General features: G+C 32.5%; 11 protein-coding genes. 9 read left to right on the forward strand and 2 right to left on the reverse strand.

The features are described from left to right. Window positions 1-622 precede the first annotated feature (622 nt). The 3 genes from ACWA1F_RS09440 (at window position 623) to ACWA1F_RS09450 (ending at window position 2863) form a co-directional block, all read left to right on the forward strand. Complete coding sequence (locus tag ACWA1F_RS09440) at window positions 623-1027, forward strand: T9SS type A sorting domain-containing protein (protein WP_456893540.1); 405 nt, start codon at window positions 623-625, stop codon at window positions 1025-1027. 687 nt (window positions 1028-1714) lie between these two features. Continuing rightward, entirely contained in the window at window positions 1715-2116 is a 402-nt protein-coding gene (locus tag ACWA1F_RS09445; protein ID WP_306156777.1) for a secretion protein, read from the forward strand. A 360-nt stretch (window positions 2117-2476) separates the two neighbouring features. Next, window positions 2477-2863 (forward strand): secretion protein, encoded by a 387-nt coding sequence (locus ACWA1F_RS09450; RefSeq protein ID WP_306156779.1) that lies wholly within the window; start codon window positions 2477-2479, stop codon window positions 2861-2863. Window positions 2864-2912: 49 nt separating this feature from the next. Here ACWA1F_RS09450 and ACWA1F_RS09455 read toward each other — a convergent pair whose 3' ends face one another. Next, window positions 2913-3359 carry a hypothetical protein gene (locus ACWA1F_RS09455; RefSeq protein WP_456893541.1) on the reverse strand — a complete coding sequence of 149 codons (447 nt, stop codon included), beginning with the start codon at window positions 3357-3359 and terminating at the stop codon, window positions 2913-2915. Between the two features lie 282 nt (window positions 3360-3641). Here ACWA1F_RS09455 and ACWA1F_RS09460 point away from each other — a divergent pair, with 282 nt between their 5' ends. Further along, window positions 3642-4022, forward strand: a complete 381-nt coding sequence (locus tag ACWA1F_RS09460) for a tetratricopeptide repeat protein (RefSeq protein WP_456893542.1) — start codon at window positions 3642-3644, stop codon at window positions 4020-4022. Between the two features lie 333 nt (window positions 4023-4355). After that, window positions 4356-5375 (forward strand): hypothetical protein, encoded by a 1020-nt coding sequence (locus tag ACWA1F_RS09465; RefSeq protein ID WP_456893543.1) that lies wholly within the window; start codon window positions 4356-4358, stop codon window positions 5373-5375. 56 nt (window positions 5376-5431) lie between these two features. Here ACWA1F_RS09465 and ACWA1F_RS09470 read toward each other — a convergent pair whose 3' ends face one another. Next, the gene (locus ACWA1F_RS09470) at window positions 5432-8890 is read right to left on the reverse strand and encodes a methylmalonyl-CoA mutase family protein (RefSeq protein ID WP_456893544.1); all 3459 of its coding nucleotides are present in this window, start codon (window positions 8888-8890) and stop codon (window positions 5432-5434) included. 290 nt (window positions 8891-9180) lie between these two features. On the opposite strand from ACWA1F_RS09470, the gene ACWA1F_RS09475 reads away from it, so the two are divergent. The 4 genes from ACWA1F_RS09475 (at window position 9181) to purU (ending at window position 13220) form a co-directional block, all read left to right on the forward strand. Further along, a complete protein-coding gene (locus ACWA1F_RS09475) occupies window positions 9181-10746 on the forward strand; it encodes a L,D-transpeptidase family protein (protein ID WP_456893545.1) in 1566 nt (521 codons plus the stop codon). A 204-nt stretch (window positions 10747-10950) separates the two neighbouring features. Then, window positions 10951-11298, forward strand: coding sequence for a hypothetical protein (locus tag ACWA1F_RS09480; protein ID WP_456893546.1), 348 nt, complete (start codon window positions 10951-10953; stop codon window positions 11296-11298). 259 nt (window positions 11299-11557) lie between these two features. Next, a complete protein-coding gene (locus ACWA1F_RS09485; protein WP_456893547.1) occupies window positions 11558-12268 on the forward strand; it encodes a DUF4197 domain-containing protein in 711 nt (236 codons plus the stop codon). Between the two features lie 97 nt (window positions 12269-12365). Then, on the forward strand, window positions 12366-13220 hold the full coding sequence (purU, locus tag ACWA1F_RS09490; RefSeq protein ID WP_456893548.1) for a formyltetrahydrofolate deformylase: 855 nt from the start codon (window positions 12366-12368) through the stop codon (window positions 13218-13220). Window positions 13221-13239: the final 19 nt, after the last annotated feature.

Genomic DNA, 13239 nt, shown 5'->3' on the forward strand with positions numbered 1-13239 from the left:
TAAAACACACAAGCCAAATAAAATAATTTACGTAAAGTTCGCAAAGCTTTATCCATACAGCTTTGTGAACTTTTTTATTTATAAAATTCTCAAAAAACTTAGCGCCCTCCGCGAAAAACCTCCGCGAACTTTGCGCTAAAACACACAATCCAAATAAAATAATTTACGCAAAGAACGCAAGGATTTTTATTTTAAAGATTACGCATATAAAAACACAAAGTTCACAAAGCTGTATCCATTAAGCTTTGCGAACTTCTTTATTTATAAAGTTCTCTCAAAAAACTTTGCGCTCTTTGCGTAAAAAACTCTGCGCCCTCTGCGTTAAAACATCCAAACTTAATAAACTTAGAAGCTCAGCTCCTTAGCATCTTAGAAGCTTTTCAAAAATTCCTACATTTTTAAACAAATCTTTACCTCAATGTAAATTAAAAATCATCAAAAACGTTGAAAAATAATAATCGATTTAGCTAAAACGATAAATATAATTCAAATTTTAACCTATAACGGTTTCGTAAATGAGAATATAGCATAGAAATAAGAAAATACAGTTGTGCTTTTTTACTTACAACAGAAGTAATTTAGCATCAGAGAATTAGAACTATTAATTTAAAAACTAAATACCATGAAAAAGATTATTAGATTGAGTTTAGTAGCAGCATTGCTTTTCACAGGAATAAGCACATATGCAATTGATGGAGAAGCAGATTTTAATCTGCACGTAATTAAAGCTAATGGAAAATTGATCACTTTTGGTCTTAACCAAACTCAAAAAGCCAACTTAGCTATTTATGACAAAGAAGGAACTCTAATTTACTCTGAAAGCGCTTCAGGTAAAGACGGAATTTTAAGAACTTTTAGCCTAGAAGAATTTCCAGAAGGAACATACTTCTTAGAAGTAGAAGACAATACAAAAAAAGCAAAATACGAAATAGTAGTAAGCGATGATGTTTCTGTTTTAACTCAAAAAGCAGTTTCTTCTGTTTACAAAGCAGGTTTTGACAAAAATACAAGCGTTGCAACACGCTAAAAAAGTTATGCTTTCATAAAGTATAAAAGTGAGGTTAGATAGTTAGTAAGTTTAAAAACTTTCAAAAGTTTTAAAAACAGCTCTTTGTGGTTATTGAGCTGTTTTTTTTTTGCTTTTTATGAAGGATTTATTTCACAGAGACACACAAAGGTTTCGCAGAGATTCGCAAAGATTTTATTTTAAAATTATGCATATAAACGCAAAAGTTCGCAAAGCTTTATCCATATAGCTTTGCGAACTTTTTTATTTATAAAATTCCTTCAAAAAACTTAGCGTGCTCTGCGTAAAACCTTTGCGAACTTTGCGGTTAAACACACAATCCAAAAAAAATAGTGCAAAGAATGCAAAGCTTTATCCATATAGCTTTGCGAACTTTTTTATTTATAAAATTTCCTCAAAAAAAACTTAGCGTACTCTGCGTAAAACCTTTGCGAACTTTGCGGTTAAATTTACTCGCTTTTTTGTAAAGAAATCCTTAACCCGTTGTAAAGTTAAAATCAATAAAAACGTTAGAAAATAATAACCTAATTAACAAAAACGATAAATATAATTCAAATTTTAACCTATAACGGTTTCGTAAATGAGAATATAGCATAGAAATCAGAAAATACAGTTGCATTTTTCACAGTACTATATAAGTAATTTAGCATCAGAGAATTAGAACTAATAATTTAAAAACTAAGTACCATGAAAAAGATTGCAAAATTGAGTTTAGTAGCAGCGTTGCTTTTCACAGGAATAAGCACTTACGCAATTGATGGAAATGGAGAATTTAATCTTCATGTATTAAAAGCTAATGGAAAACTGATCACTTTCGCACTTAACAAAGTACCGAAAGCCAATTTAGCTATTTATGACAAAGACGGAACTTTAATTTACTCTGAAAGCGCATCTGGTAAAGATGGTATTTTAAGAACTTTCAGTTTAGAAGAATTTCCTGAAGGAACTTATTTCTTAGAAGTAGAAGACAATGTAAAAAAAGCAAAATATGAGATTACAATTACTGATAATGCCGTTTTATCTAAAAATGCAATTTCTTCAGTTTACAAATCAGGTTTTGCTAAAAATTCAAGTGTAGCTGCACGCTAAGAATTATACACAAAAGGTATAATTAAGGTTAGAAAAAATTGAAATTACGTTTAAAGAAAACAGCTCTGTGAGGTTATCGAGCTGTTTTTTTTGTTTCTAATAGTAATGACAAATATACTCTGGGTTGATTTTAGGAAAGTATTCTTATTAATTAAATAAGTGCTTTTAAAACACTTAAAAAAAATTCAAAATTCAAAAAACCGCAATCCCAGTAATTACGTACATAGTTCAAACAAAGTACAGAAATAATTACAATTCAACAACTTAAGCATTTAAAATTGCTAATTTATTGCTAAAAATTAAATTTGTATTTGTAGTTTTACGCGTTCCACATTTAGTAATTAACAATTTAAAAAAAACATGACAAAATTTACCAAAGCTGGTTTAGTTGCTGCCTTTTTTTTAGCGACTGTGTTTACCTATGCCTTAGACGGAAAAGGTGATTACATTTTAAATATCAAAACAGGAAACGGAAAAGTAGTTAGCTTTACTTTAGACACTGTAGAAAATGCATCTTTCTCTATCTACGACGAGAATCACAACTTACTTTATGCGGGAGAATCTGCAGCAGACAAGTTAGAAGTTTCAAAAACAATTAGTTTAGAAAGTTTTCCTGCTGGAACTTATGTTCTTGAAGTGAAAGCAAACGACAAAGTTGCGAAACACGAAATCAAAGTTGCTGCTAAAAAAGTTAAGACAGTAAAGTTAGACCAATCTGTTAACCAGAGTCCATCTTTCCGTCGTTAATTTTTTGCCCCTACAAATTAAAAGCAGCTCGTACCAGGAGCTGCTTTTTTTATTTATATTCCTCTCTTAAACTCGACGCTATTTTTACCAATTTCCAAAAAAGTTCCGTTTCTGATGGTATAATTATTTTTTGAAATACTGCAAAAACAGAAGAATGTGCAAAAGCATAAATGTAATCCAACAGATCCATCAATTTAAAACTCTGCCGATATTCTTCTCGCACTTCGTCCCTGTTGGCAAAACAAACATTTCCAGCTTCTTCTTCCAAAAAAAGCAATCCTAACTTATTTTCAAACAGTTTTATTATCTCATAATTTAATATCGTGGTTTCTGAATTTCGTTTCTTTAAAAAAATATCGAGAGTAAAAGACAGCTCCTCACTATTTTGTTTTATTTTTTGAACGTAAAACTCCAAATCAGCATTATCAGAATACACAATTGTATTTTTTTCACTCTGTAAAGATTCTATTTTATTCAGATATTTTTTTATAGTCATCCTGATATTCTTTAGCAGTATAAAGTTGTTATATTAAATCTGAACGAAACAAAATCAATTGATTTTTAATACATTATAAAATCGACGAAATTATAAAAACATCGTTCAAAAACATTTTATGTTCCTGATTTACATATATTTGTACAGCAAAAAATGTATTAAGCATATAATAAAAATAAAAAAATGCAGTTTATTATTGCTGATAGCTGTTTTTTTGCAGTGAAAAAAAAATTCAAAAACAATTCAAAATACGATTAAATACCACAAGTCAAACTAAAACCAATGCAGAAAAAACTAGCCATTTTAGTACCGCTAATCGTATTTTCATTTCGTGCAACTGCGCAAAATGAGACCTTTTATAAAACTGACAAAGTCGGCGAAAAATACGCGTATGTCGATGTTATAAAAACCTACGAAAAAGTGGCTGCCAAAGGCTATAAATCTGTCGACTTATTTCAAAAACTAGGAAATTCTTCTTATTCTCAATGTGAACTAGAAAAAGCTGCCGAATGGTATACTAAACTCTTCGCTTTAACCACAGATTTAGATCCCGTTTATTATTATCGTTACGCAGAATCTTTACGTTTTATTTCTGAAAATGCAAAAGCCGATGCTCTTATCGAAAAATTAAAACGAAAACCAAAAACATCAAGAAAAAGTTAAGTTTAATAGAACTTGAAAATAGATATATGCACCTCTCAGAAATGAGAGGTTTTTTATTTTTTAAGATAATATTCCACAATCTTGTCATTTCGACGGAGGAAAAATCTTCGCGAGAAACTCTACAAAGATTGGCAATTTTAATTATCTAATCTCAAATATGATTTCTCCTCTCTTCTAGCACAATTAAGGCAAATTATTAATTTCTTACATACAAATAAACCTATCTTTGAATACACAAGTAAATTTGAACTAGCGTAGAGTAGTAGATCAAATATTTGAAAAAGAATTAGAACGAATTCATTTTTAGTAAAATCTTTATAATCGCCAATAATAATGTATACATATTTAACTAGAATAAAAGAAGTACTAAAATACCAATTTCATAATGATGAAATAATTCTTTTAAAAGGAAATTATAAAGAAGCTTTTTTGACATTACTTGATAATAATTTTTCTATCAAGGACTCTTTTAAAGAATTTACTGCTTATGATTTTGAATTATTTAAAGATCATATAATCCTAACAAATCAAAAAGCCATTTTGTCGTATAGTTTGGATTTAAATGATTCTTTTTATAATCTAAATACATTAGATTATATTCTACATATTAAAGGAGAAAGATTTAATTCAAAATACATTTGTTATGGTGAAGTAGACCATTTAGAATATTATTTGTTGATTGATTTGAAAACAAATAAGATTCTAAAAAAAATGCCTGTAACTTTAGGTTTCGGCTTTGTACAATTGTTCGTGTCAGAAGATTTAATTGTATCATATAGAAGTACTAAAGGTTTAATAGGTGTCTTTACATTAGATAATAAAGAAATATGGAAATTAAACATAAACACAATATTTTATACTGGAAATGAAAGTGAAATAAAACAATTAAAAGTTTACAAAAACGCTATAATAGTTGCATCTAATAATGGGATTTCTAGTATCGATATTACTACTGGAAAAGTTAATTGGACAACAAAAACATATGCTTTAACTATCGAAATTGTTGATAATATAGGCTATGTATGTAGTAGTTTGTCACTATACAAAATCAATTTAGATGATGGAACAATGTTCGATTATGGCAGAGAGAATGCAAGTCTACCAAATTTCGATTACAAAGGAAAAACATATTGGGCGTCTGGATATGAAGTGGTTTATCATGACGGATTATTATGGTATAGAGTTTATGACTCTGGAAAATCTTTTGTTATAGCGATAAATCCTCATGATGGGTATTATGAATTGATTAATCATATAGAAGACGCAGATAAGATTAAATCTATAAGGTTTAATAATAATCGGATGTATCTCTTAGATATTGAAGGTGTATTACATATTTATGAGAAAAGCTAAAAAAACCTCTCAAAAAATTGAGAGGTTTTTCCATAAATCTATTAAAAAATAAAATCTTACATATTCCTTCTATACTGCCCACCAACTTCAAACAACGCCGAAGTAATCTGCCCTAACGAACAAACCTTTGTAGCTTCCATTAAATAATCGAATAAGTTTTCGTTTTTAATGGCGGCTTCTTGTAATTGGTTTAAATGCTCGTTTACTTTTGCTTCGTGGAAATTATGAAGATTATCCAACATGGTAATTTGGTATTGTTTTTCTTCTTCTGTGGCACGAATTACCTCAGCCGGAATTACGGTTGGCGAGCCTTTTGAACTCAAGAAAGTATTGACACCTACAATTGGGAAATCTCCATTGTGCTTTAAGGTTTCGTAATACAAACTTTCTTCTTGAATTTTAGAACGCTGGTACATTGTTTCCATCGCGCCTAAAACGCCTCCTCTTTCTGTAATTCTGTCGAATTCTTGTAATACAGCTTCTTCAACTAAATCGGTTAATTCTTCGATGATGAACGAACCTTGAATTGGGTTTTCGTTTTTCGCTAAACCTAATTCTTTATTAATAATCAGCTGAATCGCCATGGCTCTACGAACTGATTCTTCTGTAGGTGTTGTAATCGCTTCGTCGTACGCGTTTGTGTGCAATGAATTACAGTTGTCATAAATCGCATACAAAGCCTGTAACGTTGTTCTAATATCGTTAAAATCAATCTCCTGCGCGTGTAAAGAACGTCCAGAAGTCTGAATATGGTATTTCAGCATTTGTGCTCTTTCGTTGGCTCCGTACTTTAACTTCATGGCTTTTGCCCAGATTTTACGAGCCACACGCCCAATAACTGAATATTCTGGATCTACTCCATTCGAAAAGAAGAATGATAAGTTTGGTCCGAAATCGTTGATATTCATTCCACGGCTCAAATAATATTCCACGTAAGTGAAACCATTTGAAAGCGTAAACGCCAATTGCGTAATTGGGTTCGCTCCCGCTTCTGCAATATGATATCCAGAAATGGAAACCGAATAGAAATTACGAACGTTCTTCGTAATAAAATATTCCTGAACGTCTCCCATTAATCGCAACGCAAATTCGGTCGAGAAAATACAGGTATTCTGCGCCTGATCTTCTTTTAAAATATCGGCCTGAACGGTTCCACGAACTTGTGAAAGTGTTTTTACCTTTATTTCGTTATAAACCTCCAAAGGTAAAACCTGATCTCCCGTAACACCCAAAAGCATTAATCCCAAACCGTTGTTTCCAGCTGGAAGTTCTCCTTGGTATTTCGGTCTTTCGATTCCTCTTTCTTTATATAATTTGGTAATTTTCGCTTCGATTTCTTTTTCTAAACCATTTTCTTTGATGTAAATCTCACATTGCTGATCGATTGCGGCATTCATAAAGAAACCAAGAAGCATTGGCGCTGGTCCGTTAATCGTCATACTTACAGATGTTAAAGCATGAACCAAATCGAAACCTGAATATAGTTTTTTAGCATCATCCAAACAGCAGATTGAAACTCCGGCATTTCCGATTTTCCCATAAATATCTGGACGCAAATCTGGATCGTTTCCGTAAAGAGTTACACTATCAAAAGCCGTAGAAAGACGTTTGGCTGGCATTCCCGCACTTACATAATGAAAACGTTTATTTGTTCTTTCTGGTCCGCCCTCGCCCGCAAACATTCTTGATGGGTCTTCGCCTTCACGTTTAAACGGATACAAGCCAGAAGCAAATGGAAATTCTCCGGGAACATTTTCCTGTAAATTCCAACGCAGAATATCGCCCCAGCCTTCATATTTAGGCAAAGCAATTTTCGGAATCTGTAAATGCGATAAACTTTCAGAATGTGTCGCGATTTTGATTTCCTTATCGCGAACTTTAAAGCTGTAAACTGGATTTTTATATTTTGCTACTTTATCTGCCCAATTCAGAATAATTTCCCAATTGTACGGATCTAAATCCATTTTTACTTTATCAAACTGATTTAGTAATAGGTTTAAAAAGATTCTATTTTCATCGTGTGTTTCGGCAGCTCTAAGTCCTTCGACTCCGCTCAGGAAGACGCTATCGTCGTCGATTCCTGCTTTTATAATCTGCGGGACTTTTCCAGAAACCGATTCTATGGTTTTGAAGATTCCGTATAATTTCTGTGCTACTTTTTTCTGTGCAATTGCAATCTCATCATAATTTCTGTTATTCTCAGCAATTTCAGAAAGATATCTTGTTCTTCCTGGCGGAATCACAAATATCTTTTCACTCATTTCTTTAGTGATTTCAAAAGTCGATTTCAAATCAGAATCGGTTTTTTCTGCCACTTTATCCATAATCGCTTTATAAAGCGTATTCATTCCCGGATCGTTAAACTGCGAAGCAATCGTTCCGAAAACTGGCATTTCGTCTGGATTTTTATCCCAAAGATTATGGTTTCTCTGATATTGCTTTTTAACATCGCGCAAAGCGTCTAAAGCGCCACGTTTATCAAATTTGTTCAGCGCCACTAAATCGGCAAAATCAAGCATATCGATTTTCTCCAATTGCGTTGCAGCACCAAATTCTGGTGTCATTACATATAAAGAAACGTCAGAATGATCCATAATTTCAGTATCAGACTGCCCAATTCCTGAAGTTTCCAGAATAATCAAATCGTATTTTGCGGCTTTCAAAACCTGAATCGCTTCGGCTACATATTTAGATAAAGCCAAGTTTGACTGACGCGTAGCCAACGAACGCATATAAACTCTCGGATTATTAATGGCATTCATACGGATTCTGTCTCCTAAAAGCGCACCTCCAGTTTTTCTTTTCGAAGGATCGACAGAAACCAATCCGATTGTTTTTTCTGGAAAATCAATCAAGAAACGGCGAACCAATTCGTCAACTAAAGAAGATTTTCCTGCTCCTCCTGTTCCTGTAATTCCCAAAACTGGAATTTTAGAAGTTGTATTATTTTCGTGAATCTGATCGAAAACGGGTTTTGCAATTTCAGGGAAATTTTCAGCAGACGAAATTAAACGCGCGATTGCGGTTGGCACTTTATTTTCGATATGATCGATTTCTCCGTTCAGTTTATCTCCAATCGGGAAATCGGCACGTTGTACCAAATCATTAATCATTCCTTGAAGTCCTAAAGAACGGCCGTCATCTGGAGAATATATTCTGGTAATACCATACTCATGCAGTTCTTCAATTTCGCTAGGAAGAATTACTCCTCCACCACCTCCGAAGATTTTAATGTGTCCCGCTCCTTTTTCGCGAAGCAGATCATACATATATTTAAAGTATTCATTGTGTCCGCCTTGATAAGAAGTCATGGCAATAGCATTGGCATCTTCTTGAATGGCGGTATTTACCACTTCTTCAACGCTTCGATCATGACCCAAATGAATCACCTCTACACCTGTAGACTGGATAATACGGCGCATAATATTGATGGCAGCATCATGTCCGTCAAAAAGCGAAGCAGCAGTAACAATTCTTACTTTATTTTTAGGAATATATGGTATTTGTTGTTCCATTTTATGAATATGATAATTTTAAGCGACCAATGTACAAAATATTTTAATATTTGATTAAGACTATAGCTTTATGTTAACAAAAATAAATCGATTTCGTAGCCTTTAGGGGTAACAAATCTGCTAACTAATTGATATAGTTAAAGAAAGCTTAAAGACATGGCAATTTCGCAACATTTAAATAAAATAAGAAAACGTGTTTAGAGCACTCCTAAATTAATTTAGCATTGTAGAAAAGCCCCAAATTTTTACCAAAAACTTACGTAAAAAGTAATAACGTAAAAATTAAAAAAATGAGAACATTTTATTCATTCACCGTAATTTTAAGTTTGAGTTTTTTTGTATTTTCTTTTAACAAAATTGAAAACAAGAACCATACATATAAAGCTTCAAACCATTTAACCGTTTACCATAACAATGATGATGTAAACGAAGTTTCAAACGACTTCTTTAAAAGATACTCGGATTTGAAAAAATATAAATCAGAGGTAATGTCTCTGTATAAAACCAGAACTCTAGGAACCATCTGGTTTGATGAAGACGAAATCAACGAATTTGGATCTGTTTTATATGAAAAAGCAAAAAAAACAAATGATTTGGTAATTCCTTATCAAAAAGAAATTGACCAATTATTTAGTGCTTCATCAGATAAAAGTACGCTTTCTCAAACAGATGCAGATATGCTTTTGAGTTCATTATATGTGGTTTACACCAAAAAAAGTAATGCTGATAAGAAAAGACTAGCTTATGATGCTATGTTGAAAGATTTTTTAAACTACAGCACTTTAGAAGAAACAACAGCGGTTGCATCTGATGCAAAAGTGGAATATGAGCAATACTATAAATTGCAAGATGTTCTAAAAAAATATAAAAAATTAGAAAAATCACGCAAATGGAAACCTATTGTTCCAGCAGAAACTCCATACAAAGAGTTGCGCCCAGATGCTGTTTCAAGTACAATTGCACAAGTTAGAACCCGTTTGTATTTATTAGGAGATTTAAAAACCGATTCTAAAAGCGATGTTTACGATCGTGAATTGATGGATGCTGTAATGAAATATAAAGTTCGTAACGGTTTTAAACCAAATTATATTTTGGCAGAGGAACATATTAACGAAATGAATATTCCGCTAGAAGATAAGGTTGCCACTTTAAAATTGAACATGGAAAGATGCCGTGAAATTGCTGCCAAAATTGCTGCAAGCGATGAGTATGTTTTGGTAAATGTACCTTCTTTCGAATTGGTTTATGTAAAAAACGGAAAAGTGCAATTGACTTCACCTGTATTTGTTGGAGCACCTTTAACTAAAACCACCATTTTTGATGGAGAAATTGACAGAATCGTTTTTAGTCCGTATTGGACCGTACCGCAAAGTATTGTACAAAACGAATTGAAATCTAAAATTGCTGCAGATCCAAATTATCTTGCAGAGAAAAACATGGAAATGGTTAACGGTCAAGTAAGACAAAAACCAGGACCAGAAAACTCTTTAGGATTAGTAAAATTTATGTTTCCAAATCCTGATGACATTTATATGCACGATACGCCATCTAAAACTTTATTCGATTTTGAAAAAAGAACGTTCAGCCACGGATGTATTAATGTGAAAATGGCTAAAGAATTAGCTGTTGCGATGCTGCAAGATTATCCGGAATGGACTCAAGCAAAAATTGATAAAGCTATGGCGGGTAAAGTAGAAAACAGTTTTAAACTGTCTAAAAAAGTACCGATTTACATTACTTATTTTACCTCATTGGTAAATGAAAAAGGCGAAGTTGGTTTCTTTCAAGATGTTTATGAAAAAGATGCCATTTTAAATGGTGAACCACTTCAAGAAAATGCTATTGTAAATCAATAATTTACGCCAATAATTTTAGAGAGAATTTATCAGAATTAGATTTGATGAATTCTCTCTATTATTTTTAAGAAATGGGCAAAAACAATACCGTAAAGTGTTATTCTAAAATCTTTTAAGGGTACTCGTGTTTTTAGAATTTTCTTTTTTTTGCACTATAACATTCAAGCCCCATTTTTTTTATAAATGTTTAAAATCTAAACTATTATGAAAACAAATAATATAGAAGGTCTTACAATGTTTGAGATAAACGTTTTAATTCAGCAGGGAGGAAAATTTATAATGTATCCTTTTATTATTTCTGAAATGGTAAAAAGGATTAAAGAGTCTAACATTTACTTTATACGCCCGAATGAGGGCACTTTTAAATATGCATTGAAGCACTTTTTTTTGAACTTATCGGCAAGCTGGAGAATTTTTCCGTACACGCCGATTTATATCTTAAAATCTTTATTTTATCTCATAAAAGGTGGGAAAGATTATACTGAAACTATATTAAAAGATTTAAACACCAACAAGCCAATTTACAAGCCGCAATCTAAACTATCGTATTAATTAGTTTTTAAAAGCTTTCCTTTAAAAATCATCTTATATTTTTATAAGGTGATTTTTTTGTTTCTTATAAAACCAAATGTTCTTCTCTAGCCCCGATAGTAGTGGAAATCCTTTTGCTTTTTTCTTTAAAAAGCAAAAGATTGCAACGAATAGCGGGACAAGTGTTAATTATGAAACAAATTGTTTCTGCTCATCAAATAAAATAATGGCTTTATTTTTGAATAAGTAGTATTTTTGAAACTTAAATTAAAACTCCCAAATGAAAAAAATTTTATTATTAGCCGTTGCTTTTTCACTTAATTCTTGTGCGCAGGTGCCACAAATTTTAAATCAATTACCACAAATCTCTTCGCAGGTTGGCGGTGTTGACATCGCTTCTGGTTTAAAAGAAGCGCTAAATAAAGGAATTACAGAACAAGTGAGCAAATTAACTGCTGTGGATGGCTTTTATAAAAATGAAGCGGTCAAAATTTTAATGCCAGAAGAATTGCAAAAAGTAGATGCAACTCTTCGTAAAGTAGGATTAAGCTCTCTTGCAGATGAAGGAATCAAAATGTTGAATCGCGCTGCAGAAGATGCTGTAAAAGAAGCTACTCCTATTTTTGTTTCGGCTGTAAAAAATATGACTTTTACAGATGCTAAAAACATTCTTTTAGGAAGCGACAATGCGGCTACTAATTACTTGCAAAACAGTACAACTACTGCTTTGTACGGAAAATTTAGCCCTGTGATAAAAAACTCTTTTGCAAAAGTAGGCGCCGATGCGGTTTGGACAAAAATTATAACAAAATACAACACAATTCCATTAGTAAAAAAAGTAAATCCAGATTTGACAGATTATACAACTAATCAGGCTTTAACTGGCGTTTTTAAAATGATTGCTGTTGAAGAAAAAGATATTCGAAATGATATTTCTGCAAGAACAACGCCTTTATTGCAAAAGGTGTTTGCTATGCAGGATAAGAAGTAATTTTTTAAGCTGCTAAGGTACTAAGGGGCTAAGGTTCTAAGAAAAAACTTTGAGTTTTAGTGCCTTTGTGGCTAACAAAACCAAAAAACCAACCAAAATGCAAAAAATAACCATCTTAATTCACTGTAAGGACCAAAAAGGAATTATTGCATCAGTGACAACATTTATTGCCAAAGTTGAAGGAAACATTACGTACATTGACCAGCATGTTGATGTGGAGCAAAATGTTTTCTTTATGAGATTGGAATGTGAGTTTGCAAACTCTAAAATTGCAATTGAAAGCTTTAAAGAAGATTTTGACAAAACCCTTGCTTCTAAATTCAACATGTCTTGGGATTTGTATAATCAGGAACAGAAGCCTAAAATGGCTTTGTTTGTTTCTAAATACGATCACTGTTTATTTGACATTTTAGGGCGTTATAGCGCAGATGAATTAGGTGTCGAAATTCCGATGATTATAAGCAATCATAATGATTTGCGATCAATTGCAGAACGTTTTGATATTCCGTTTCATTATGTTCCTTTTACCAAAGACAATAAAGAAGAGGGCGAAGCAAGACAAATTGAGCTTCTGAAAAGATATCAGATCAATTTTATCGTTTTAGCGCGTTACATGCAGATTGTTACTCCGAAAGTGATTTCACTTTACGAAAATAAAATCATCAATATCCACCATTCGTTTTTGCCTGCTTTTCCGGGAGCAAAACCGTATCACTCGGCTTTTAAGCGCGGCGTGAAAATTATTGGTGCAACGAGTCATTACGTTACAGAAGAATTAGACGAAGGTCCGATCATTGAGCAAGATATTGCCAGAGTTTCGCATATTCATTCGGTAGAAGATTTTATCATGAAAGGCCGTGACTTAGAACGAATTGTCTTAGCAAGAGCCATTAAACTCCACGCCGAAAGAAAAACTATGGTGTATAGTAATAAGACGGTGGTGTTTTCTTAATTAAGGGACAAAGGTTCAA

It is taken from the genome of Flavobacterium erigeronis, assembly GCF_054075165.1.

Coding starts and splice junctions, on each gene's coding strand:
- ACWA1F_RS09450 (WP_306156779.1), top strand. CDS start 2,477: ATGACAAAATTTACCAAAGCTGGTTTAGTTGCTGCCTTTTTTTTAGCG.
- ACWA1F_RS09470 (WP_456893544.1), bottom strand. CDS start 8,890: ATGGAACAACAAATACCATATATTCCTAAAAATAAAGTAAGAATTGTT.
- ACWA1F_RS09445 (WP_306156777.1), top strand. CDS start 1,715: ATGAAAAAGATTGCAAAATTGAGTTTAGTAGCAGCGTTGCTTTTCACA.
- purU (WP_456893548.1), top strand. CDS start 12,366: ATGCAAAAAATAACCATCTTAATTCACTGTAAGGACCAAAAAGGAATT.
- ACWA1F_RS09455 (WP_456893541.1), bottom strand. CDS start 3,359: ATGACTATAAAAAAATATCTGAATAAAATAGAATCTTTACAGAGTGAA.
- ACWA1F_RS09440 (WP_456893540.1), top strand. CDS start 623: ATGAAAAAGATTATTAGATTGAGTTTAGTAGCAGCATTGCTTTTCACA.
- ACWA1F_RS09480 (WP_456893546.1), top strand. CDS start 10,951: ATGAAAACAAATAATATAGAAGGTCTTACAATGTTTGAGATAAACGTT.
- ACWA1F_RS09475 (WP_456893545.1), top strand. CDS start 9,181: ATGAGAACATTTTATTCATTCACCGTAATTTTAAGTTTGAGTTTTTTT.
- ACWA1F_RS09465 (WP_456893543.1), top strand. CDS start 4,356: ATGTATACATATTTAACTAGAATAAAAGAAGTACTAAAATACCAATTT.
- ACWA1F_RS09485 (WP_456893547.1), top strand. CDS start 11,558: ATGAAAAAAATTTTATTATTAGCCGTTGCTTTTTCACTTAATTCTTGT.
- ACWA1F_RS09460 (WP_456893542.1), top strand. CDS start 3,642: ATGCAGAAAAAACTAGCCATTTTAGTACCGCTAATCGTATTTTCATTT.